This is a genomic window from Desertimonas flava (assembly GCF_003426815.1).
GTDB lineage: Bacteria > Actinomycetota > Acidimicrobiia > Acidimicrobiales > Ilumatobacteraceae > Desertimonas > Desertimonas flava.
Genome location: NZ_QKYK01000002.1, coordinates 142,272 through 163,935, shown reverse-complemented (window position 1 = coordinate 163,935; position 21,664 = coordinate 142,272). Strand labels below are relative to the sequence as shown.

17 protein-coding genes are annotated in these 21,664 nt (G+C 70.5%); 11 read left to right on the top strand and 6 right to left on the bottom strand.

Features of this window, described 5'->3' with window-relative positions; all coding sequences use genetic code 11:
• Positions 1–168 precede the first annotated feature (168 nt).
• From DN771_RS03380 to DN771_RS03370, 3 genes are all read right to left on the bottom strand, one after another.
• Positions 169–1,260 (bottom strand): ribonucleotide-diphosphate reductase subunit beta, encoded by a 1,092-nt coding sequence (locus tag DN771_RS03380; protein WP_116995917.1) that lies wholly within the window; start codon positions 1,258–1,260, stop codon positions 169–171.
• A 54-nt stretch (positions 1,261–1,314) separates the two neighbouring features.
• Complete coding sequence (locus tag DN771_RS03375; RefSeq protein WP_116995916.1) at positions 1,315–3,804, bottom strand: ribonucleoside-diphosphate reductase subunit alpha; 2,490 nt, start codon at positions 3,802–3,804, stop codon at positions 1,315–1,317.
• Between the two features lie 375 nt (positions 3,805–4,179).
• The gene (locus DN771_RS03370) at positions 4,180–6,003 is read right to left on the bottom strand and encodes an ATP-binding cassette domain-containing protein (RefSeq protein WP_162941478.1); all 1,824 of its coding nucleotides are present in this window, start codon (positions 6,001–6,003) and stop codon (positions 4,180–4,182) included.
• 170 nt (positions 6,004–6,173) lie between these two features.
• Here DN771_RS03370 and DN771_RS03365 point away from each other — a divergent pair, with 170 nt between their 5' ends.
• The 3 genes from DN771_RS03365 (at position 6,174) to DN771_RS03355 (ending at position 8,431) form a co-directional block, all read left to right on the top strand.
• Complete coding sequence (locus DN771_RS03365; RefSeq protein ID WP_205528395.1) at positions 6,174–6,758, top strand: GNAT family N-acetyltransferase; 585 nt, start codon at positions 6,174–6,176, stop codon at positions 6,756–6,758.
• 131 nt (positions 6,759–6,889) lie between these two features.
• Complete coding sequence (locus DN771_RS03360; RefSeq protein ID WP_116995914.1) at positions 6,890–7,906, top strand: ROK family protein; 1,017 nt, start codon at positions 6,890–6,892, stop codon at positions 7,904–7,906.
• A 54-nt stretch (positions 7,907–7,960) separates the two neighbouring features.
• Entirely contained in the window at positions 7,961–8,431 is a 471-nt protein-coding gene (locus DN771_RS03355) for a TIGR03667 family PPOX class F420-dependent oxidoreductase (protein WP_116995913.1), read from the top strand.
• A 56-nt stretch (positions 8,432–8,487) separates the two neighbouring features.
• Here the strand turns inward: DN771_RS03355 and DN771_RS03350 are convergent, their stop codons facing one another.
• Positions 8,488–9,462: a helix-turn-helix transcriptional regulator gene (locus DN771_RS03350; RefSeq protein ID WP_116995912.1), complete on the bottom strand. Its 975-nt coding sequence runs from the start codon at positions 9,460–9,462 to the stop codon at positions 8,488–8,490.
• Between the two features lie 200 nt (positions 9,463–9,662).
• On the opposite strand from DN771_RS03350, the gene DN771_RS03345 reads away from it, so the two are divergent.
• From DN771_RS03345 to DN771_RS03330, 4 genes are all read left to right on the top strand, one after another.
• Complete coding sequence (locus DN771_RS03345; RefSeq protein ID WP_116995911.1) at positions 9,663–10,643, top strand: ATP-binding cassette domain-containing protein; 981 nt, start codon at positions 9,663–9,665, stop codon at positions 10,641–10,643.
• 57 nt (positions 10,644–10,700) lie between these two features.
• Complete coding sequence (locus DN771_RS03340; RefSeq protein ID WP_116995910.1) at positions 10,701–11,582, top strand: ABC transporter permease; 882 nt, start codon at positions 10,701–10,703, stop codon at positions 11,580–11,582.
• A 127-nt stretch (positions 11,583–11,709) separates the two neighbouring features.
• Positions 11,710–12,195, top strand: a complete 486-nt coding sequence (locus tag DN771_RS03335) for a GNAT family N-acetyltransferase (RefSeq protein WP_116996149.1) — start codon at positions 11,710–11,712, stop codon at positions 12,193–12,195.
• A gap of 117 nt (positions 12,196–12,312) precedes the next feature.
• The gene (locus tag DN771_RS03330) at positions 12,313–13,485 is read left to right on the top strand and encodes a serine hydrolase domain-containing protein (protein WP_162941477.1); all 1,173 of its coding nucleotides are present in this window, start codon (positions 12,313–12,315) and stop codon (positions 13,483–13,485) included.
• Between the two features lie 82 nt (positions 13,486–13,567).
• On the opposite strand, the gene DN771_RS03325 is transcribed toward DN771_RS03330, so the two are convergent.
• Positions 13,568–14,419, bottom strand: coding sequence for a TauD/TfdA dioxygenase family protein (locus DN771_RS03325; protein WP_116995908.1), 852 nt, complete (start codon positions 14,417–14,419; stop codon positions 13,568–13,570).
• Between the two features lie 224 nt (positions 14,420–14,643).
• Here DN771_RS03325 and DN771_RS03320 point away from each other — a divergent pair, with 224 nt between their 5' ends.
• Positions 14,644–15,777, top strand: coding sequence for a sensor histidine kinase (locus DN771_RS03320; protein WP_116995907.1), 1,134 nt, complete (start codon positions 14,644–14,646; stop codon positions 15,775–15,777).
• Positions 15,774–16,442: a response regulator gene (locus DN771_RS03315; RefSeq protein WP_116995906.1), complete on the top strand. Its 669-nt coding sequence runs from the start codon at positions 15,774–15,776 to the stop codon at positions 16,440–16,442. Before DN771_RS03320 ends, DN771_RS03315 begins: the two co-directional genes overlap by 4 nt.
• Before the next feature lie 23 nt (positions 16,443–16,465).
• Here DN771_RS03315 and DN771_RS03310 read toward each other — a convergent pair whose 3' ends face one another.
• Entirely contained in the window at positions 16,466–17,326 is an 861-nt protein-coding gene (locus DN771_RS03310; protein WP_162941475.1) for a DUF429 domain-containing protein, read from the bottom strand.
• 119 nt (positions 17,327–17,445) lie between these two features.
• On the opposite strand from DN771_RS03310, the gene DN771_RS03305 reads away from it, so the two are divergent.
• Both DN771_RS03305 and DN771_RS03300 read left to right on the top strand, forming a co-directional pair.
• The gene (locus tag DN771_RS03305; protein WP_205528394.1) at positions 17,446–18,030 is read left to right on the top strand and encodes a hypothetical protein; all 585 of its coding nucleotides are present in this window, start codon (positions 17,446–17,448) and stop codon (positions 18,028–18,030) included.
• Positions 18,031–18,716: 686 nt separating this feature from the next.
• On the top strand, positions 18,717–21,647 hold the full coding sequence (locus DN771_RS03300; protein WP_116995903.1) for a metallophosphoesterase family protein: 2,931 nt from the start codon (positions 18,717–18,719) through the stop codon (positions 21,645–21,647).
• The last annotated feature ends 17 nt before the right edge of the window (positions 21,648–21,664 follow it).

The window sequence follows — 21,664 nt, the reverse complement described above, 5'->3', positions numbered from 1 at the left end:
GTCCGCACGGTCGGGGGGAGAAGTCGTGTGTCGTCGATCGACGCGTGGCCGGGAACGCAGATGTGCACGGGTGCAGCGAGCGTCCCGAAGTTCGCGCGGTCAAGGCGAGCGAGGAGCTCGTTCCGACCGAGCCGTTCACGCGGCCTGCGTGGCCGGGGAACGCAGACATCAGAAGTCGTCGTCGAAGGCGACGTCGCCAGTGACGCCCACCTGGTATGCCGAGACGGTGCGCTCGAAGAAGTTGGAGAGCTCCTGCACGTCCTGCAGCTCCATGAAGCCGAACGGGTTCTTCGAGCCCCAGCGCTTCGACAGGCCCAGGCGTACGAGGCGCTGGTCGGCGACGAACTGGAGGTATTCGCGGCTGTCGGCCGCCGAGAGGCCGGGCACGCCGTCGGAGAGCATGTCCTGCACGAACTGCATCTCGGCCTCGACGGCGTCCTCCATCATCTCGGTGATCTGCTTGGCGAGCTCGTCGTCGAAGAGATCGGGCTCCTCGCGACGGACGGTGTCGACGACCGAGAAGGCGAAGTCCATGTGCCCGCTCTCGTCGCGGAACACCCAGTTGGTGCCGGCCGCCAAACCGTTGAGGAGCCCCTTCGAGCGCAGGAAGTACACGTAGGCGAAGGCGCCGAAGAAGAACAGACCCTCGATGCAGGCGGCGAAGCAGATCAGGTTGAGCAGGAACGTGCGGCGGTCCTCGCGGGTCTGCAACTCACCGAGCTGGCCGATCGTGTCCATCCACTTGAAGCAGAACTCGGCCTTGGCCTTGATGGACGGGATCGTCTCGACGGCGCGGAACGCCTCGGCGCGCTCGTCGGGATCGGGGAGATAGGTGTCGAGCAGCGTGAGGTAGAACTGCACGTGCAGGGCCTCCTCGTACAGCTGCCGGGACAGGAACAGCCGGGCCTCGGGCGCGTTGATGTGCTTGTACAGGTTGAGCACGAGGTTGTTGGCAACGATGGAGTCACCGGTGGCGAAGAACGCCACGAGGCGGCGGATCAGATGCTTCTCGGCCGGCAGCAGCTTGCGGTTGAGGTCGACGACGTCGTCGGAGAAGTCGATCTCCTCGACCGTCCAGGTGTTGCGGATGGCCGCCCGGTAGCGCTCGTAGAACTCGGGATAGCGCATCGGCCGCAACGTCAGGTCGAGGCCGGGATCGAGGATGGCCTTGCGGGCGCCCGGATCTGCGGCGGGGAGCGTCTCGGTGGCCGGCAGCGGCTCGGGGATCGAGAAATCGGTCAGCACTTCGGCGGTACTCATGGCGCTTCTTTCACTTCATCTCAGAACTTGCAAACGAACAGGTGTGCGGACTTATCACGTACAAGCTTCGCACGCGTCGGGGTTCTCGATGGAGCAGGCGAGCGCCTCTTCGTCGGTGTATTCCTTCTTCGGCGACATCGGCGTGGGCTCGGCGGGCGCCGGGGTCCCTCCCCCGCCACCGGTGGTGGTCTGGGCGATGCGGGTCGCCGGACGGGACCGCAGGTAGTACGTGGTCTTCAGCCCCTGCTTCCAGGCATGCAAGTACATCGACGAGAGCTTGCCGATGGTGGGGCTCTCCATGAACAGGTTGAGCGACTGGCTCTGGTCGATGAACGCCCCACGCTCGGCGGCCATGTCGATGAGGGAACGCATCGGCAGCTCCCACGCCGTGCGGTACAGCGCCTTGACGTCGTCGGGGATGGCATCGACGCCCTGCACCGAGCCCTCGGCGCGCTTGATGGCGTCGCGGATCTCGTCGGTCCACAGACCGCGTGACTGCAGGTCACGCACGAGGTACGTGTTGATCTGGAGGAACTCGCCCGACAGCGTTTCGCGCTTGAAGAGGTTGGACACCTGCGGCTCGATGCACTCGTAAGCGCCGCAGATCGAGGCGATGGTGGCCGTCGGGGCAATGGCGATGAGCAGCGAGTTGCGCAGCCCGTGCTCGGCGATGCGAGCCCGCAGCGGCTCCCACCGAGCCGGCTCGCTCGGCGTGACGCCCCACAGGTCGAACTGCAGCTTGCCGGCGGCGGCGCGGGTGTCGGCGTAGGCGGTGTGTGGGCCGTTGGCCTCGGCGAGCTCGCTCGAGGACCACAGGGCGTTGAAGTAGACCTCTTCCTGGATGCGCTTCGACAGCCCGCGCGCCTCGGGGCTGTCGAACGGCAGCTTGAGCTTGAAGAACACGTCCTGCAGGCCCATCACGCCGAGGCCGACGGGACGCCAGCGGGCGTTCGACGCGGCGGCCTCGTCGGTCGGGTAGTAGTTGATGTCGATGACCCGGTCGAGGTAGCGCACCGCGGTGCGCACCACCTCGGCGAGGCGCTCGAACTCGAACTCGCCATCGCGCACGAAGTGGCCGAGGTTGAGCGAGCCGAGGTTGCACACGGCGGTCTCGGCATTGCTCGTGACCTCGAGGATCTCGGTGCACAGGTTCGACAGGTGCACGACCCGCGGCGTCTCCCCGTCGGCGAGAACGACGCCAGGAACGGGATCCGTCGTCTGGTTGCAGCGGGCGTTCGACGGGTCCTTGAACGTCATCCAGCCGTTGCCGGTCTGGGCCAGCGTGCGCATCATGCGCGAGTACAGCTGGCGGGCGGGGATCTGACGCTCGTACAGCTTCTGGCTCTCGGCCTCGATGTAGGCCCGCTCGAACTCCTCGCCGAAGAGGTCGGTGAGGTGCGGCACCTTCTTGGGATCGAACAGCGACCACGTCCAGTCGTTCTCGACGCGCTTCATGAACAGGTCGGGCACCCAGTTGGCGAGGTTGAGGTTGTGCGTGCGCCGCGCCTCGTCGCCGGTGTTGTCCTTGAGCTCGAGGAACTCCTCGATGTCGGCGTGCCACGTCTCGAGGTACACGCAGGCGGCACCCTTGCGCTTGCCGCCCTGGTTCACCGCCGAGACTGACGAGTCGAGCGTCTTCAGCCACGGCACGATGCCGTTGGACAGGCCGTTGGTGCCGCGGATGAGCGAGCCGCGGCTGCGCACGCGGTGGAAGGCGAGGCCGATGCCGCCGGCGAACTTCGACAGGCGGGCGACGTCCTTGTAGCGGTCGTAGATCGCCTCGAGCGTGTCGCCCGGCGAGTCGAGCAGGTAGCAGCTCGACATCTGCGGGTGCGACGTGCCGCTGTTGAACAGCGTCGGCGTGGCCGGCATGTAATCGAGCGACGAGATGATGCGGTAGAACTCGATCGCCTCGTCGGCCGTGGTGGACAGGCCACAGGCGACGCGCATGAAGAAGTACTGCGGCGTCTCGATGACGAGGCGGCCCTCGGGGTCACGCAGCAGGTAGCGGTCGTACACCGTGCGCAGTCCGAAGTACTCGAACAGGCGGTCACGCTCGTGCTCGATCGCCTCGTTGAGCTTGTAGCTGTGGTTGCCGACCAGCTCGGCGGTCTCGTCGTTGATCAGCCCGGCGGCGTGGCCGGCGTCGATCGACTGGCTGAAGGAGTGGATGTTCTGGTTGAACACCTCCTTCTGCACGAACGTGGCGAGGAGGCGGCCGGCGAGCCGGCTGTAGCTCGGCTCCTCGCTGACGAGGGCCGCCGCCGTGCGGATGGACAGCTCGTCGAGCTCCATCGTGGTGGCGCCGTCGTGGAGACCGCTGATGGTGCGGGTGGCGACGCGCATCGGATCGACCCCGTCGAGACCCTTCGCCGCCATGCCGACGGCCCGCACGATCTTGTTGAGATCGATCGGCTCGAGCGCACCGTCGCGCTTGCGCACGCGCATCGGGCTGGCCAGTCCCCAGGGGGTGGGATCGGCGCCGGCGTCGCCGGCTTCCGGTGCGAGTGTGCTGTCGCTTGCGGTGCGTTCGAGGATGGTCATGCTGGCGCTTCTCCCGCGTCGGTTCGCAGATGCCCATCTGCCTCGGTGGGTTCTGCTTCTTTGGGCGCTTGTGTGGGCCTGAGCGCCCCGGCCTCTCGGCGGTGCACACGAATCCCTGGTGCCGGAGGGCGGCGGAGCCTCCCGGTGTGATGTCCCCGAGCGGATCCTTCGCTTCCTGCCGCCTCCACCGTCACCCCCTATATCTGGGGATCAAGTGGGCGCTTCGGCGGTTGTCGACGCAGGATCTTGTGTCGGGTTGAGAATTACATCACCGTAGTTACACCGGCGTCAAGAGTGCCCGAGAACAACGCCGAGAGCAGCGGCGACGCGCCGGCCGCGACGCCCGCGGACGCCGCTCCGGCGACCGAGTGACGTTCAGTGGGCGCCGACGCGGCGCGGATCGCGCCGTCGGAGACCGGCGGCGGCGATCGCGCCGTAGAGCACGGTCAGTCCGAGCAAGGCGCCGGCGGCGCTCAGCACGTGACCCTTGGTCGGCGCCCAGCGATCGCGGCACGGCGCCTGCCCGAGCAGCGAGTCGACGATCTGGCGCTGGGCCGCGTTCCCGGACGCCTCGACGCCGGCCCGGACGCGGCAGACGAGCTCGAGCTCGCCGAGATGCGCCGACGCGGCCTGACCCTGAAAGCCCCAGTAGGACGGCGACACCCACGCCACCTGGGCGAGCAGCGGTTTGTCCTCGACCGAGATGATGCTGTCGCTGAGCACGAGCTGCGCGATCAGGATGACCGGGATGAGGACGAGGGCCGCAGCGTCGGTGGCCACCCACGCCGACACGGCGAGCCCGAGCGCGACGGCGGCGAGCGTGGTGAGGAACACGAGCAGGCCGAGCTCGAGGATCGGCGGGCCGAGCACCACCGACTCCCGCGGGCCGTCCTGGGCCGACACCACCACCCCCACGAGCACCGCCGACTGGATCAGTCCCAGTCCGCCGAGCACGACGAACTTCGAGCCGAGGTAGGCAGGTAGCGACAAGCCCACGGTTCGTTCCCGCCGGTAGACGGGCAGCTCGCGGACGATCTCGCGGCACGAGTTGACGAGACCCATCGTGACCGCGCCGAGCATCAGCACGGCGATCACGAGGCGCGGCTGGCGGCCGATGCCCGCCGGCCCGAGGTTGCCGAAGCCGACGGCAATCAGCAGCAGCACGGCGATCACCGGCGCCTGGAGGGCGAGCAAGCGGAACTGGCTCTTGGTGGAGACCAGCACGTCGGCGGTGCGTCGGGTCAGGGTGAGCAGTTGCCGGCGCGCCCCAGTGGGGCGCCCGATCGCCGCGCTGCCGCCGGTCGACATCGCCGCCAGCTCCTCACGGTGGCTGGCCACGGCGTCACCGACGCGCTCGCGGCGGATGTCGGACTCGGTGAAGCGGTCGGCCCACTCGTCGCCGTTGGCCTCCAGCTCGAGGAAGACGTCGGGGTAGTCGGCGGCGCCGAACCACTCGAGGGCGGTGTCCGGCGCACCCACGTAGGCGAGGCGACCGCCGGGAGACAGGAACACGACGGTGTCGCACAGGTCGAGGCTGGCCACGGCATGGGTGACGACGACCACGGTGCGTCCGCCGTCGGCGAGCTGCCGGAAGAGGCGGGTGACGGAGCGCTCGTAGCCGGGATCGAGGCCCGATGTCGGCTCGTCGAGGAAGAGCATCGACGGTCGCGTCAGCAGCTCGAGGCCGACCGACGCCCGCTGCTGCTGACCGCCCGACAGGCGCTCGATGACCACGTCGCCGCGCTCGCGGAGGCCGAGCTCGGCGAGCACCTCGTCGATGCGGGCACGACGTTCCTCGCCGTCGACGTCGGAGCCGAAGCGCAGCGCCGCGGTGTAGTCGAGCACGCGCCGGAGCGGCAGCTGGGTGTGCAGCACCTCGTCCTGCGGGACGTGTCCGATGCGGTGCCGGAGCTCGCCGAACTCGCGGTAGAGGTCGTGATGGTCGTACAGCACGACGCCGCGGCTGGCGGGCCGGATGCCGCACAGGGCGCCGAGCAGCGTGCTCTTGCCCGAGCCCGATGGGCCGACGATGGCGGTGAGTCGTCCCGGTTCGAGGACGAGGTCGACGCCGTCGAGCAGCAGGCGGCCGCCGGGCAGCTCGACCGTGAGCCCCTCGGCCACGAGGTGCCCGCCGTCGTCGGCTCCACCCGTGTCCCGGTTCGGCTCGGTGAGGTCTCGCTCGTGTGTTCCGTCCACCACGGCCGTGCAGTCTGGCATCCTCGCCCCATCGGCCACCCGCCACCAGCCTCCCGCTCCCCCATCCGAGTACTGAACGTCACCCGAGTTCCGGGGGCCCCGATTCCGGTCCTTCCATACTCGGATGCGTCGGGCCGGTCGGCTGGCCGGCGCTGCTCGGTAGCGTCGCCGAGGTGCCCTCCGTCTCCCTCGCCGACGCCCCGTGGCCGCTGCACACCGAACGGCTGACGATCCGCCCGGCGGTCGCCGACGATGCCGATGCGGTGTACGAGTACCGCCGCCTCGAGGAGGTGTCTCGCTGGTTGACGTCGCTGCCGACCGACGCCGGATCACACGCCACGGCGTTCACCGAGCCGGGCCGGCTGGCGTCGACGCTGATCCTCGAGCACGACGGCGGCGTCATCGGCGACTTGATGGTGCGCATCGAGGCGCCGTGGGCACAGCAGGAGGTGCGCGAGCAGGCCGAAGGCACGCACGCCGAGCTCGGCTGGGTGTTGCGTCCGGAGGCGTCGGGTCGCGGCTACGCCACCGAAGCGCTCGAGGCGATCCTGCGCGTGTGCTTCGTCGGCCTCGGATTGCGCCGGGTGACCGCCAACTGCTTCGCCGACAACGAGCCGTCGTGGCGCCTCATGGAGCGACTGGGGATGCGGCGGGAGACCGCCACCGTCGAGGAGTCATTGCACCGGTCCGGGCGCTGGCTCAACGGCTACGGCTACGCCCTCCTCGCCTCCGAGTGGCGCGCCACGCACCCCGACTGACGCACGCAGCGCCTGACCCATCCGAGTGTTGGGTGTCCCCCTGTCGGGCGATCCACACTCGGGTGGGTCGGGGTGCGACCGTGTGACGCGCCCGACTCGCGGGAGTTCCTTGACCGGTATTGTCACGGCTCATGAGCAGCGGACCCGTGGTCGTGGGCATCGACGTCGGCGGCACCAAGACCAACGCCACGGTGGTCGACGACTCGGGACACATCCTCGTCGACCGCATGGTCGAGGGGCCGAGCCGGGTCACCGACGGCCCGCCGGCGGCCGTCGACGCGATCGACGCAATCATGATCACCGTCCTCGACGTGGCCGGTGCCGAGCGCAGCCAGGTGCGCGCCGTCGGCCTCGACACGCCGGGACCGGCGTCGGCGACCGGCGTCATCTCGGCTCGCGGCGCCACCAATTTCGCCGATCCGGCGTGGTGGGGCTTCGACATCCGCGAGGCGGTCGAAGAGCGCCTCGGCCTACCGGTCATCTACAACAACGATGGCAACGCGGCGGCGCTCTACGCCCACGAGCGCCATTTCGGCTTCGATGCCGGCGCCCGCTCGTCGATCTCGGCGATCGTCGGCACCGGGCTCGGCGGCGGCGTCATCGAGTCGGGACGGGTCGTCAAGGGGGCCGCCGGCATGGCCGGCGAGCTCGGCCACGTGCACGTGCCGCTCACCGGGATCCTCGAGCCGGACCAGCCGGTGCCGTCGTGCAACTGCGGGTTCGACGCCGACCTCGAGAGCGTGGCCTCTCTCGCCGGAATCCGGCGCAACCTCCTCCCGTACTGGCTCACTCGTTACCCCGACCACCCGCTGGCCGCCTTGCCGATCGACGAGGCCGCCAAGGTCGTGCGCAGCTACGGCGAGGACGGCGACGAGATGGCCCTCGCCATCTTCGGCCAGCAGGCGGCGGCGATCGGCAGGATGTTCACGATCGCCGCCAACTTCACCGATCCCGACGCCTACTTCGTGGGTGGTGGCGTCACCGAAGCCCGGCCGCACTTCCGCGACTGGTTCCTCGACCAGGTGCGTCACGCCACGACACTGCGTGCCGAGCAGCTGTCGGTCACCGAGTTCGCCATCGTCGCCGACCTCGACATGGCCGGCGCCCGCGGCTCGGCGCTGGCCGCGCTTCACGCCATCCGTCCGTAGTCGCAGGGGACGGCGGCCGACGCGCCGAGCTGCCAGCGCCGGTACGTTGACGCGGTGGCTGCCGATCCCCCCGCCGATCTCCTCGCCGACCTCGACCCGGAGCGGCGGGAGCACGTCGAGACGCGGCTACGCACCAACCTGATGGCCTGGCTGTCGACGGTGAGTCCGAGCGGCCGTCCCGACACGGTCCCGGTGTGGTTCCTCCATCGCGACGACGGCACGTTCGTGCTCTACAGCCAGCCGGGCAAGGTGAAGCTGCGCAACATCGCCGCCAACCCCCACGTGGGCCTGGCCCTCGACGTCACCGACATCGGCCGCGACATCATCCGCTTCACCGGCACGGCGGTCGTCGCGCCCGACGAGCCGGCGGCCGATCACGCACCGGCCTACGTCGCCAAGTACACCGAACGGATCGGCGCCATCTTCGGCTCGGCGGCGGCGTTCGCCGCGGCGTTCAGCGAGGCGATCGTCATCACCCCGACCCGCGCCCACATCTCCGAGCCGTCGCCGGGCGCCACCGCCTGACTCCTCGCCCGCGGTGAGAGCGGTGAGATCGTGCGTGCCACTATCTCACCGCGCGCTCATCGAACAGCGGGCTCGCGGCCGTAGCGGGCGACGAGCGCGCGGCCGATCGATGCCAGGTGCTCGCGCACCTCGGGCGGATCGATCACGTCGACGTAGCCCGCCCATGCCGCGAGGTTCTGGGCGATCACCCAGGCCGACGGTGCGCCGACCCGGACCGTGACCTGTTCCTGGCCGTCGAAGCTGTCGGGTGCCGGTCCGAGGACCTCGGTGCTCGGACCGAACGACATGCGCAGGCCGTAGATCGCCCTGGTGGGAACGTGGACGATCGCCTGCGCGCTCGCCCGCTTCTCCTCGACCGCGGCGACGATGCCCTTCCACGTCTCGTGCAGGTCGAAGCCCTCGGGACGCACCACCTTGTCGTCGGTCAACTCGACGGAACGCACGCGGTTCACGCGGAACGTGCGCATCCCCTTGTCGGTGTTGGCCACGAGGTACCACGTCGAGCCCTTCTCCACCACGCCGAGCGGGTGGACGATGCGCGTCGTCTCCGACCGCTGGCGGTCGGAGTACCCGAGGCGCACCTGGCGGCCCGAGACGACCGCGTGGCGTAGCTCCTGGAGGAAGGCCGGCTGCTTGGCGAGCTCGGTGCCCCAACTGGCGGCGTCGAGCACGGTGGATGCGGCGGCGGCCTCGGCGTCGGCGCGGAACGTCTCGGGGAGCGCCTGCACGAGCTTGCGCAGCGCCGCTTTGGCCTCCGGCGTGGCCGTGGACGCCGGCCCGGCGACGAGGAAGAGTGTCCGGGCTTCGTTCTCGGTGAGCCCGCTGAGATCGGTACGGGCGCCGCCGAGCAGCTGCCAGCCGCCGTTGCGCCCCGGCTGGGCGTAGACCGGGATGCCCGACACGGCCAGGGCCTCGAGGTCGCGCCGGGCGGTCTTCACCGAGATCTCCAGCTCCTCGGCCAACTCGGCAGCCGTCACCTTTCCGCGGCGCTGGAGCACCAGCAACGTCGCCACCAACCGATCGGCTCTCACGGTGTCCAGTTTGACCGCAAAAGTGGCCAACGTCCGTCCAGTTCAGCGAACTGAGCGCGCGTCCCGCAGTCCGCACGGCGGTCCGAGCGGCCACGGCGACAGGAGCACCAGCGGAGGCTGCCGGGCGCGCGACCTGAGTGGCCGGGGAACGCATATAACTGGACAGGGGGTGACCACTTTGGTCGCGCACCATGGCTTCCATGACGCAGCACACGAGCACCAACATCATCGAGGCGGTCGGCCTCCAGAAGCGCTTCGGCTCCGGGAACAAGGAGGTCGTCGCCCTCGACGGTCTCGATCTCGCCGCCCCCGCCGGCAAGGTGACCGCCGTCCTCGGCCCCAACGGCGCCGGCAAGACGACGTTCATCCGGGCGGTCGCCACGCTGCACGGTGTCGACGACGGCCACCTCTCGGTCGCCGGCGTCGACGCCACAGCCGACCCGCAGGCGGTGCGCAAAGTGATCGGCCTCGCCGGCCAGCACGCCGCCGTCGAGCCCACGCTGAGCGGGCGGGAGAACCTCGTGATGGTCGCTCGGATGTTCGGCCACGACCGCCAGGGCGCCCGCCGGGCCGCCGACGCCGTGCTCGAACAGCTCGGCCTCACCGACGCCGGAAGCCGACTCGTCCGCGGCTACTCGGGAGGCATGCGGCGGCGGCTCGACCTCGGCGCCAGCCTCGTCGGCGCTCCTCGTCTGCTCCTGCTCGACGAGCCGACCACGGGCCTCGACCCGCGGAGCCGCATCGAGCTGTGGGACGCCATCCGCATGCTCGTCGCCGCCGGCACCGACGTGCTGCTGACCACGCAGTACCTCGAGGAAGCCGACCAGCTCGCCGATCACGTCGTCATCGTCGATCACGGCCGTTCGATCGCTACCGGCACCCCGGGCGAGCTCAAGGGCCGGGCGGGCCGCGATCGGGTGGAGATCCGGGTGCGCGACGTCGCCGACCTGTCTGCTGCCCGCGACGTCCTGGCGCCGCTCGGAGTCGAGGAGCCGACCGTCGACGAGCCCAACCGTCGGGTGGCCGTCGGGGTCGAATACGGCACCGATCGCCTGTCCGACGCCATCCGCATCCTCGCCGAACAGCGCATCGACATCGACGACGTCGGCCTCCGCCGCCCGACCCTCGACGAGGTGTTCCTGCATCTCACGGGCACCACCGCCGATCTCGAAGCCGCCTGAGCGCGGACGATCCAGCACGACCGAACCGAACGAACGACACAAAGAAGGACCACTCCGATGACTGCCACGCTCGACCCCACCGCCTTCACGTACGAACCCGAAACGCCGAGCAGCTCCCCACGTGACGCGCTCGTCCCGGCCTCCAGCGGTGGCGCCAGTGCTGCCGCCACCGCTGGAGCGTTCGCCGTCAGAACGCTCAAGCAGTTCGCCCGCACGCCGCAGCTGATCTTCGTCGGCGGGGCGATCTCGACGATGTTCCTGTTGATCTTCCGCTACGTCTTCGGCGGGGCGATCGGCACCGGCCCCGTCAGCTACGCCGACTTCCTCATCCCCGGCCTCGCCGCCGGCGGCGCCTTCTTCTCGGGCACCGGCGCTGCGGTCGGCGTGGCCGAGGACATGGAGAAGGGTCTCTACGACCGGCTGCGGTCGCTGCCGGTCCCCCGTTCGGCGATCCTGCTCGGCCGGTCGATGGCCGACACCGTGCTCGTGGCGTGGAGCCTCGTGGTCACGGTGGCCGTCGGCTTCCTGACCGGCTTCCGCTTCCACGGGTCGGCCGGCGACGCCGCGCTCGCCGTCGTCCTGTGCGTGGTGTACGGCGCGGCGTTCACGTGGCCGTTCATCTACCTCGGCCTCATCGCCGGCAACGCCCAGGCCGCCAACGGCATGAGCTTCATGGCCTTCCCGCTGGTCTTCGTGTCGAGCGCCTACGTGCCGGTCGAGTCGATGCCCGGCTGGCTGCAGAGCGTGGCCGAGCACCAGCCGGTGACGATGATGATCAACACCGTGCGGGCTCTGTCGCTCGGCGACGACGCCTCCACTGGCAGCATGGCGATTCTGCCCCACTCGGCGGCGTGGTACGGCGTGCGCTCGTTGATCTGGTGCGCGGCGATCGTGGCCGTGTTCGCTCCGCTGGCGACCCGCCGCTTCGCCCGGCGCTGAGCCGTGGCCGGCCGGCGCCGGCCGGTCGGGTCCTCGATCCCCCCAAACCCCCCAAGCCGGTGGGGCGTCCCGAGCGGGACGCCCCACCGGCGCGTCCGCTCCCCCCGCCGTCGGTACGGTGGCGGCCGTGCACGTCCGGGAGTTCGTCGACGCCGACTGGCCTGCCGTGTGGCCGATCGTCCGTGATGTGATCCGGGCCGAGGAGACGTTCCCGTACGACCCGGCGATGACGTCGGACGAGGCCCGGTCGACGTGGGTGGTGTCCGCACCGGGGAGCACGGTCGTCGCCGACGACGGGGGTTCGATCCTCGGTACCGCGCACATGCAGGCCAACCGGGGAGGCCGCGGGGCCCATGTGGCGACCGCCAGCTTCATGGTCGCGGCCCACGCCAGGGGCCGGGGCGTCGGCCGGACGCTCTGCTCGTACGCCCTCGACTGGGCGCGTCGACGCGGCTTCGCCGGGATGCAGTTCAACGCCGTGGTCGAGACCAACGAGGCGGCGATCCGGCTCTACCGCGATCTCGGCTTCTCGATCGTCGGGACGGTGCCCGGAGCGTTCGATCATCCGACACTCGGCCGTGTCGGCCTGCACGTGATGTACCGCGAGCTCTGAACCGGCGGGCGTCCGACGGCGGTGCCGCGATGGCGGTGCCCTAACGTGCGGCGGCAAGCCGCGATGGGAGGCACGCCGCGGCCGGCACGGTCAACCTCGACGCGACAGGAGCAACGAATGGGAGACGTCACGGGCCATGTGGCCGCCGGGTGGGAGGGCGTCGCCGATGCCCTGCGCGCCAGCATCGAGCGCGGCGACGACGTCGGCGCGTCGGTCGCCGTGTACCACCGCGGTGAGTGCGTCGTCGACGTGGCCGGCGGGTTGGCCGGCCGGGGCGATGACGCCGCCGACTACACGCCCGACACCCTGCAGCTCGTCTTCTCGACCACCAAGGGGATCACGGCGATCGCCGTGGCGATGTGCGTGCAGCGCGGGCTGTTCTCCTACGACGATCCCGTCGCCTCCGTGTGGCCCGAGTTCGCCGCCGAGGGCAAGGGCGATGCAACGATCGCCCAGCTGCTCAGCCACCAGTGCGGCCTGATCACCGTCGACGGCCTCACGCTCGGCGAGGCGCTCGACTGGGACACGGTCACGTCGCGACTCGCCGCCGGGACGCCGGACTGGCCCATCGGGACCGGCCACGGCTACCACGCCCTCACCTACGGCTGGCTGGCCGGTGAGCTGGTACGGCGGGCCGACGGCCGATCGCTCGGCACGTTCGTGGCCGACGAGATCGCCGGACCCCTCGGCGTCGATCTGTGGGTCGGGCTGCCCGAGGAGCAGGAGGGCCGCGTCGCCCCGCTCCTCGGCGGGCTCGGCGGCGGGAGCGCGGCCCTCGATCCGGCCGTCCAGCGCTTGATGGAGCAGATCCTCGGTCCCGAGACGCGGGGCGGCCGAGCGCTGTCGCTGAGCGGCACGTTCGGCGGCGACGGCACGTTCAACCGGCGCGACGTCCACGCCGCCGAGATCCCGGCGGCCAACGCCATCACCAACGCCCGAGCACTGGCCACGGTGTACGCGGCGACGCTGGGCCCGATCGGGGGCGTCCGCCTGCTCGACGAGGCGACGCGTGACATCGCCCGCACCCAGGTGACGCCGGCCAACGAGGGCGACCTGTGCCTCGTGATGCCCTCCACGTTCGGCATGGGGTTCATGACGTCGGGCCTGTTCTCCCCGTTCGCCGGTCCGGGCAGCTACGGCCATCCCGGCGCCGGCGGGTCGGTGGCGTTCGCCCAGCCCGAGCGGGACCTCGCCATGGCCTACGCGATGAACCGCATGGCCCCGAACCTCGCCTCCGACACCCGCGCCCAGGCCCTCGTCGCCGCCGCGGTCGCCGCCGTCGACGGCTGATCGTCGACGTTCTTGTACTGGTTTTCGCTCACCAACGAGCAGAAACCAGTACAAGAAGTAGGAGGTCGGCGCCGCGGCGGCGTCAGCGGCCGGGGCGGAGGGCGGCGGTGCGGCGCATGACGCGGTGCTGGGGGTAGTGGTCGGTGAGGGCCTTGTGGACCGTGCTCGTCTCGTCCCAGATCACCACGTCGCCGGGCTCCCATCTCCAGCGCATCTGCACTGCGGGGTCGTCGATCATCTCGTGCAGGCGGGCGAGCAGCCGCCCATCGCTCCCGGCCGGCCCGACGATCCGTTCGCAGTAGAGCGGCGACAGATACAGGCTGTGGCGGCCGGTCACGGGATGGACGTTCACGAGCGGATGCTCGATCGGTGGGTACGCCTGGCGCAGCCGGCTGACCAGTTCGGTGCCGTGGTGACGCCGCACCGACGCAAGCAGCGACTCGTTCGGGGCGTGCAGTGCGCTCGACGCGTAGCAGCGCAGCTGATCGTGAGGTGAAAGCCGGTCGTAGATCGCCGCCGTGCTCGCCCACAGCGTGTCGCCGCCCGTCGGCGGGATCACCACGGCGTTGAGCACGCCGGTCATCGGCGGGTCGGGCGTCCAGCTCAGGTCGGTGTGCCAGGGGAAGCCGGCCGGCGGGCGGTCGGCCGTGTCCTCGATGGTGGAGACGAGGGACGCCGGCGCGGGCATTCGGCCCTGGGCGAGCAGCAGCCGGGTCGGGTGGGCGCCGAGCCGTCCGAACATCCCGGCGAGGGCGGCGTGTTGTTCCACGCTGAGGAACTGGCCGCGGACGACGGCGACGTGGTGGTCAGCGACCGCTCGCCGGAGTGTTGCGACGGTCGTCTCGTCGAGCTCGCCGGTGAGGTCGAGACCGATGAGCTCGACACCGATCTCGGGGGCGATGCGCCGGCTCGTCACCGCGGTGGGGGTGCGCACCTCAGGCCTCCTCGTCGAGCATCGCTGTGGCGGCTCCGCCGAGCACCAGCAGGCCGGCGGCGCCGAGGATGGCGGCGAAGGTGGCGATCAGTTGGGGGATCATGACGTCGATGATGCGGATCGCCCGCTCGCGCCACATCGCCCGCCGAGATGATCGTTCGCCGGCTCCACTCATCCGATCGGCTGAGGGACGAACGACCGGGGTATGAGTACCGTCGGTCGCCGTGGAACTCGACCGCGTCACCCGGCCACTCGTGGCCGTGCTGCGCCTGGCGTTCGCCGGTGTGATCGTCGCCGCGCTGGCCGTCGACGTGTGGTTGATGAACCGGTGGGGCACGCGCCGGTCGATGCTGCCGGTCGTCGGGGTGGCTGTGGCCGGTCTCGCCTGGGCCCGCTGGCCACGGGCGTTGGTTCCGCTCGCGGCGGTCGCCGCGGCGATGTCGATCGTGGCCTCGCGGCACATCGTGACGGACGACCTCCGGTTTCCGCTCTTCACCGAGTTCGCCGTCCTACCGGTGATGTTCGGCGCCTTGCTCTACCGCTGGCGCCCACTGCCCGGCGTCGTCGCCGGCGCCGTGGCGCTGGCGGGATTGGCGGTGGCGACGCGGGCCGACACCCAGGACATCGAGCGCATCATCGGCGCGGCGATGCTCGTCCTGCTCGGCGCGGCCGTCGCCGCCGTCATCTACGTCCGGGTCCGCGACAGTGAGCGGCGCACCAGCATCGAGCGGGCACGACAGCACGAGCGCCTCGAGCTGGCGCGGGAACTGCACGACGTCGTCGGCCATCACGTCACCGGCATCGTGGTCCTCGCCCAGGCGCGCCGGTTCACGGCCGCAGCGGCCGGCGGCGGCGATCCCGCCCACGACGAGACCCTCGCCGACATCGAGCGGGCCGGCCTCGAGACGATGACATCGATCCGCAGGCTCGTCGGTCTGCTGCGGTCCGATCCGACGACCTCGAGCGGACCCGAGCTGGCCGACATCGAGCAGATGGTCGAAGAGCTGCGCCGCACCCATCCGACGGCCCGCCTCGACGCCGACGCCGACGTGCGCAGCCGCTGGCTGCCGACCGAGCTGGCGCTCACGGTGCAGCGGCTCGTCCACGAGACCACGACGAACATCCGCAAGTACGGCGACCCGGCGCGGCCTGTGCTGCTGTCGCTGCGCCGGCTCGACCACGCCGTCGAGTTCCGGGCGGAGAACGCGATCCGGGGTGCAGGCCGCAGCCGCGGATACGGTCTCGTCGGCATGCGAGAGCGGGTCGAGGCATTGGGCGGCACCTTCGTGGCCGGCGGCGACGACGCCGGCGGCTGGGTGGTGCGGGCCGTCATTCCCCTGTCGGCGGGCGAGCGATGAGCACCACCCCGTCACGGGGTGAGCACGTCACGACGGTCCTGCTGGGTGACGATCAAGCGATGGTGCGCGCCGGGTTCCGCATGATCATCGACAGCCAGCCGGACCTGGAGGTGATCGCCGAGGCGGACAACGGCAAGACGGCCGTCGAGCTGGCCGAGCGGCTCCGGCCCGACGTCTGCCTCCTCGACATCCGCATGCCGCACCTCGACGGTCTGGCCGCCACCCGCCAGCTCGCCGGTCCCGGTGTGCCCCGACCGCTACGCGTCGTGATCGCCACCACCTACGACTCCGACGAGTACGTCCAGGAGGCCCTCCGCAACGGCGCCGTCGGCTTCGTGCTCAAGGACTCGGGGCCGCAGATCCTCCTCGAAGCCATTCGTGCCGCGGCCCAGGGCGACGCGCTGATCTCGCCGGCGATCACCGTCCGCTACCTCGAACGGATGGCCGGCACCGCAGAGCCGGTCGTTCAACCCCACCCGCTGTCCGAACGCGAGCTCGACGTCGCCCGCGCCGTCGCCCGTGGCCTCAGCAACGCCGAGATCGCCGCCGACCTCTACATCTCGCTGGCGACGGTGAAGACGCACCTGGCGAGCATCCAGGCCAAGCTCAACCTGCGCAATCGCGTCGAGGTCGCCATCTGGGTGGTCGACAACGTGCGCCGCTGACCGACGCTCATCGGCCACCGAACTCACGTCTCGACGGCGTCGTGCCAGCCGAGGTCGATCAGCCTCTCGGTGGCCACCTCGTCGCCACCCAGATGGCGACGACGGAGCTGCGACCTGAGCTTCGCGTCGTGGCCCGGCAGGAACCGCCGACGGACCTCGGCCCCGCAGCCGCACTCGCACCATGTCGTCGGACGCTGGGCCCGAAGTAGGACGCTTCTCGGCCGTGTCGACGACCGGCCGGCGGAGCTGGCCGGCTTGCGAAGCAGCTTGGTGACGGGGAGCTCGGCGACCGGGAGGAGGATCACGCCCTCTGCCGAATCGCCGACGAACGACGACTCGCCCGCGAGGGCGAGGACTCCGGTGAGCGCAGCGAGGGCGGCATCGACCGCGTCGACACGGCGCAGCCCGGACGTGTCGACACCGTGGCGATCGAGCACGTCGCGCCGGAACCGGATCTTCGACTCGTCGACGGACCGCAGGCGGCCGGCGAGAAGCACGGCCGTCGCTTCCGGAAACACCTCGGCGGCCGTGCCGGAGACGGCATCGCCCCGGAACCGTGGGTAGTCCCCGGCGATGGCGTCGAAGATCGAGAACCCGACCCGCATCCAGCGGTAGAAGGCGTGGTCGCCGGGATCGGTCGGCGTCGAGAAGGCGGTGATGCCGAGGCGCCTGAGCTCACGCTCGCCCGCGCGGCTCTTGCCGTCCGCAGCCCACGCCGGCGGCGAGTCGATGCAGACGACGCCGGGGCTCAGCTCGTGCGTCATCGCCACCACATCGGCCACGGTCGCCCGGCTCAGGACGCGCTCGACCCGGCGATCGGTGCCCAGCGCCACGACATCGAGCCCCTTGCGTTCCTCGGCGACGCCGATCCCGATCGACAGCACGATGTCCTCCCTCCCGGCTTCTCCGGCGACGGTAACGGGACCGCGGCGCCTCGGCGTGTTGGCGCCACGAACGAGTCGGTGCCGACTCGCTGTTGACTGACGGCGTGACGGAGCGCTTCGTGGGTGAGATCTGTGGCTTCGGTACCGCGGCGGGAGTCCGTGTCGTCATCGGGCGGTGGGCCACCTCGCCGTTCGGCAGCTTCGCCGACGTGATGGTCGAGCACCCGGATGGCGGCCGGGTACTCATCGCCCCGACCGTGGCTGTGGCCGACTACGTCGCCGGCGTCTACGAGTTCGACGACGTCGTGGTGGATGACGTGCGCACGAGCCGCTCCACCGGCTCGCTGGATGTCGTCGGGGGCCCGCTCCGCGCCGAGGTGAGCCTCGGCGGACGCGATGCACTCGGATGGCTGCTGCGGTGCGTCCCGCAAGTCATCGCGTCGAGCGTGGCCTGGGCGACCGTCATCGACCCGGTCGCCAGGCTGACGATGCGCGGTGTCCGCACCCGCGGCCAGACAGCCGGCGGCCGAGAGACGTACGGCGCGACCGATCGCCACCGGGTGGTGTCCGTGCGAGCGGCCTGGAACGGCGCCGACCTCGGTGGCTTGAGGGACGTGGACCCGCCGGTGCGCTTCGGGTTCGGGTCGGCGCCGCGCCGACCGTCGATCGTCGCGGTCACCACGACGATCCGACCGCCCGGCTGATCCGGCACCACCCGCCGGACCGTCGCCCGGATCGTGAGCGGCGGTGAGAGTGCCAGGGAGGCGGACGGATAGGTCCGTCGGGAACCCTGGACGCGTTACTGATGGTGCCTAGGGGGTTCGCGGAGAGGGCACCTCGTTGTCGGTGAGGCGGTGGGTGATGTGGATCATGACGGTGAACTCCCCCGTCGTGTACATGGGTGTCTGCCGTCACGAGAACACGGGCCATACACACGATCGGTGGATGGTCACGATCCGCGCGTACTCCCGGGCCCTTTCTCGCCGCGGGGACACCGCCACGCGCGGACGGGAGGGTAAATACCCCACCGAAGCGTCCGGTATTTACCCTCCGGTCGGGCGGGCCGGGTGGCCGGTCACCGCCACGTGCGGACGGGAGGGTACATACCCCACCGAAGCGTCCGGTATTTACCCTCCGGTTGGGACGGCGACCAGCGGACGGCTCGCTTCGCATCGCCGTCGCCTATGGCGCCAGGCACCTCCGATGACGGCTCGCTTCGCATCGCCCTCACCTACGGTGCCAGGCACCTCCGGTAACGGCAGCGCCATACACATCTCCGCGCAGGCTCCAGGCACTGTCTCGCCGCGCCGAGCACGCGTTGGCGGGTAATTGTCAGCGGCGCCGAGGACGCGGGGCTACGTTCGCCGCGCCGCTGTTCGAGGGAGATCGAATGGAGCTTCCGCTCATTCTCGCCGGGCCGATCCTGCGCCGTGTCGATCCCGGAACGGTCGCGGTCTGGATGGCGTTCAGTGAGCCGGCCGAGCTGGAGCTGCGGGTCTGGGAGGGCAGGGTCGCCCACGACTCGACGAACCCGGTGTTCGTCAGCAGCGCCGACCCGCCCGATCCATCGGCGCCGCCACCGCGTCCCGGGGCCGATGCCATCCGGGTGGGCGAGCACCTCTACCTCGGATTGGTGACGGCAAGGATCCCGCCGGCGTCGGCGAAGGTCTTCCTGCCCGATCGCCTCTACTCCTACGACGTCATCATCAACGCCGGTGGGGAGGTGCTCGGCCTGGGTGAGCGCGGCATGCTCGCCACCCGCACCGTCAACGGCGTCGAAGTGCCGCCACTCGGTTACGACGACCGCATGCTGCCGAGCTTCGCCCTGCCTCCGTCGGAGCTCGAGCACCTGCGGATCGCCTACGGCTCGTGCCGTCGACCCGGCTACGACGACGGCGACGCACTCGCCTGGATCGACGACGTGCTCGCGTTCCCGCTCGACGATCCCCCGTTGCCCGAGCCCGATCCCGACTCCGGCGAGCCGTCCGCGGCGATCGCCGTCGGGGACCCCCGGACGCGCATCCACCAGCTGTTCCTCGGGGGCGACCAGATCTACGCCGACGACGTCGACACCGTGATGATGCTGCGCGTCGCCGAGCTCGGCGTCGAGCTGATCGGCCGGGACGGTGGCCCCGCCGGGACGCCGATCGAGCGGGTCAAGGTGAAGACCGTCCTGCGCCGCAAGGCCGGGCAACTGCCCACCGACTCCGACCCGACCGCGGCATACGAGCCGGAACCGGCCGCCGAGACCGCAGCCCAGGGTGACCTTCCCGCCGGCGCCGACCACTTCCCGGTGGGTCAACGCCTCGATCTGACCCAGCGCAACGCTCAGTTCACGAGCATCGACGGCGCCAACCACCTGATCTCGTTCGGCGAGTTCGCCGCCCTCCATCTGATGGTGTGGAGCCCGGCCGTCTGGGGCGAGCTCGTGCCCGGCGCCGAGGTGCTCCGCGTCGGCGACACGCAACGATCGCAGCTGCGTTGGCTGGACGTCCCCGAGGAGCTCGGGCCGATCTCGTGGCCGTTCGCCGACTTCCCCGATCGCATCCCCGAGCATCTCTACGCCGACAAGGACACGCTCGCCGCGCGGGCCAAGGACGCCGGTGAGGACGCCGAGGCCAACGAACGCAAGGCGGAGAAAGCGCGAGCGCACAGCCACCGGGTGCACCGGGACTTCCTGCTCGGCCTCGGCAAGGTCCAGCGGGTGCTGGCCAACGTGCCCACCTACATGATCCTCGACGACCACGACCTGACCGACGACCTGTTCCTCAACCCGATGTGGCGGCGTCGCGTCCTGGGATCGCCCCTCGGTCAGACGATCCTCACCAACGGCATGCTCGCCTACGCCCTGTTCCAGGATTGGGGCAACGACCCGCGGCGCTACGACCAGGCGACCGACTCGACCCGTCCCGACCTCGGCGGCCAGCTGCCGGGCGACCTCTTGGAACGGGCGACCGGCCTGTTCCCACCCGGCGCGACCAAGGGCCCGGACCCCGACGCGTTCGTCGCCGTGGCGAAGATGTTCGGCCACGATCTCGAGAACACACCCGACCTCGATGGCCGCTACCGCCCGGTGAAGCCGCCGCTCACGTGGCACTTCTCGGTCGACGGCCCGCGCCACCGCGTCGTCGCCCTCGACAACCGCACCCGCCGCTCGTACGCGGCCGAGATCGGACCACCGGGCAACGTGTCGCCCGAAGCGCTCGTCGATCAGCTGCCACCACCCCCGTTGCCTGCCGGGCGCAAGGTGCTCGTCGTGGTCGCCCCGCTTCAGGTGATCGGCCCCGGCGTGCTCGACGAGCTCGTGTCGCCGGCGATCTACCGCATCTTCGACATGGTGAAGGCGGGCGATCTGACGAGCGACAAGGTCGGCGGGTCGCGCCGGATGCCCGGCACCAACCCCGATGCCCTCGAGACGTGGTCGCTCGAGCCCTTGGCGTACGAACATCTGCTCCAGCGCCTCGCCGAGTACCAGCGCGTCGTCGTGTTGTCGGGCGACGTCCACAACTCCACCGGCAACCTGATGAGCTACTGGCGCGGAAACGCGAGCACACCGGCGCGCATCGCCCAGTTCACGTCCAGCGGCATGAAGAACGTGATGCCGGTGTACCTCCGGGCGCTCGATCAGAGCGCGATGCTCCTGCAGCAACTGTTGCGGATGGGCATCGGCATCGAGCGGTTCGGATGGGACCGCCCGGCCGAGGACCTCGTGCTGTTGCCGCCCGGCCGCAGCGACGACGACCTCGTGGCGGCGACGCGGGCCAAGCTGCTGCGCAGCCCGGTCCTGCTGCCGGCCCACGGATGGATCGACGACAACCCTCGTGGTGCGGAACCGCTCCCCGAGCTGACCACCCGGCTCAACCCGGCCAACCCACCGGACTGGCGCTGGCGCGCCCGGCCCCTTCTCGACACCCGCCCCGACAGCGAGCGACCGACCCCGATCCGGGTGACCGCCATCGACGACGCCGCGGTCGAGGCCCAGCTCGCCGACCCGGAGCAGGTGTTGGACGCCCTGCAGACGATCGCCGCCCGCCACCAGTCCGCGCTCGCCCGCATGCGCAACGCCCGCCAGATGCTGTTCCGATCGAACTTCGGCGTGTGCCGGTTCATCGAGGGCAAGCGGGCGGAGGACGAGGCCGACGACGCGATCACCGCCGTCCACGAGCTGTACACGTCGGCGATCGATCCCGAGACACAGCTACCGGTGCTCAATCGCTACCTCGTGCAGGAAGCGCCGCTCGGACCGGTCGTTGAACCGCCGCCCACCGAGCTGCGCGTCGCCGTCATCGAGCGGCGGCCGATCCCGGCGGCACCGGCGTGAACCGGTCGTCAGGAACG

Coding starts and splice junctions, on each gene's coding strand:
- DN771_RS03380 (WP_116995917.1), bottom strand. CDS start 1,260: ATGAGTACCGCCGAAGTGCTGACCGATTTCTCGATCCCCGAGCCGCTG.
- DN771_RS03375 (WP_116995916.1), bottom strand. CDS start 3,804: ATGACCATCCTCGAACGCACCGCAAGCGACAGCACACTCGCACCGGAA.
- DN771_RS03360 (WP_116995914.1), top strand. CDS start 6,890: ATGAGCAGCGGACCCGTGGTCGTGGGCATCGACGTCGGCGGCACCAAG.
- DN771_RS03345 (WP_116995911.1), top strand. CDS start 9,663: ATGACGCAGCACACGAGCACCAACATCATCGAGGCGGTCGGCCTCCAG.
- DN771_RS03340 (WP_116995910.1), top strand. CDS start 10,701: ATGACTGCCACGCTCGACCCCACCGCCTTCACGTACGAACCCGAAACG.
- DN771_RS03330 (WP_162941477.1), top strand. CDS start 12,313: ATGGGAGACGTCACGGGCCATGTGGCCGCCGGGTGGGAGGGCGTCGCC.
- DN771_RS03315 (WP_116995906.1), top strand. CDS start 15,774: ATGAGCACCACCCCGTCACGGGGTGAGCACGTCACGACGGTCCTGCTG.
- DN771_RS03300 (WP_116995903.1), top strand. CDS start 18,717: ATGGAGCTTCCGCTCATTCTCGCCGGGCCGATCCTGCGCCGTGTCGAT.